The 1,076-nt window shown below is 74.4% G+C and carries 1 protein-coding gene; it reads left to right on the top strand.

Annotated features, from left to right (window positions below; translation table 11 throughout):
- Positions 1-30: 30 nt before the first annotated feature.
- Positions 31-1,076: SpnB-like Rossmann fold domain-containing protein (locus tag ABTY15_RS39745; protein ID WP_502893698.1), on the top strand; the 1,046-nt coding region annotated here is incomplete at its 3' end.

Here is a 1,076-nt window from a genome sequence, read left to right as displayed (position 1 = left end):
GTGGAGGTCAGTGCGCATCCGGTGCTGGCGATGGCGGTGCAGGACGCCGCCGAGGCGGCCGGTCGGTCGGCGGCGGCCTTCGGGACGCTGCGCCGTCACGAGGGTGGCCTGGAGCGCTTGTTCGCCTCGTTCGCCGAGGCGTGGGTGCGCGGGTTGCGGGTCGACTGGCAGGGCCTTCTCGCCGGCCGAGGTGCTCGGACGGTCGAGCTGCCGACCTACGCCTTCCAGCGTGAGAAGTACTGGCTGGAGTCGGTCAGTTCGGCGGCCGTCGCCGAGTCGCCGGTCGATGCCGTGGACGCCCGCTTCTGGGAGGCCGTCGAGAGCGGAGACGTCGACGCGCTGTCGGTGGCCTTGGACCTGGACGCCGACCGCCCGCTGAGCGAGGTCCTCCCGGCCCTCTCCGCCTGGCGTCGCCAGAGCCGCGACCGGAACACGGTCGACGGCTGGCGCTACCGGGACAGCTGGAAGCCGGTTGCCGACCTCGGCTCCGGCGTGCCGTCCGGCACCTGGCTGGTGGCGGTGCCGGCCGGCAGCGAGGACGATGCCGCCGCGGCCGCCGTCGAGGGCATGCTCACCGCACGCGGGGTGGAGGTGCGCCGGTACGAGCTGGACACCGCCGCGGCCGACCGGGCCTCGGTGGCCGAGGCGCTGCGAGCCCTCCTCGCCGACGGTGTCCGGTTCTCCGGTGTGGTCTCGCTGCTTGCGGCGGGCGGCCCGGTGGCGACGCTGACGCTGGTGCAGGCGTTGGGCGACGCCGGTGTCGATGCGCCGTTGTGGTGTGTGACACGGGGTGCGGTGGCCACGGGTCGTTCGGAGCGGGTGGCGGATCCGGTGCAGGCGCAGGTGTGGGGTCTGGGCCGGGTGGTGGCCCTGGAGCACCCGGAGCGCTGGGGTGGCCTGGTCGACCTGCCCGAGGTGCTCGACGATCGCCTGCTGGGCCGCCTGGCCGCCGTGCTGGCCGGCGATGGCGAGGATGAGCTCGCGGTGCGGTCCTCGGGTGTGTTCGTGCGTCGTCTGGTGCGGGCTGCGCGTGGTGGGGGTTCGTCGTGGGTGCCGTCGGGGACGGTGCTGGTGAC

Origin of the sequence: Kitasatospora sp. NPDC097643, assembly GCF_040302625.1 — a bacterium.
Classification (GTDB): Bacteria; Actinomycetota; Actinomycetes; order Streptomycetales; family Streptomycetaceae; genus Kitasatospora.
Note: the sequence above shows the minus strand (reverse complement) of the source record. Positions and strands in the feature narration are given on the sequence as shown.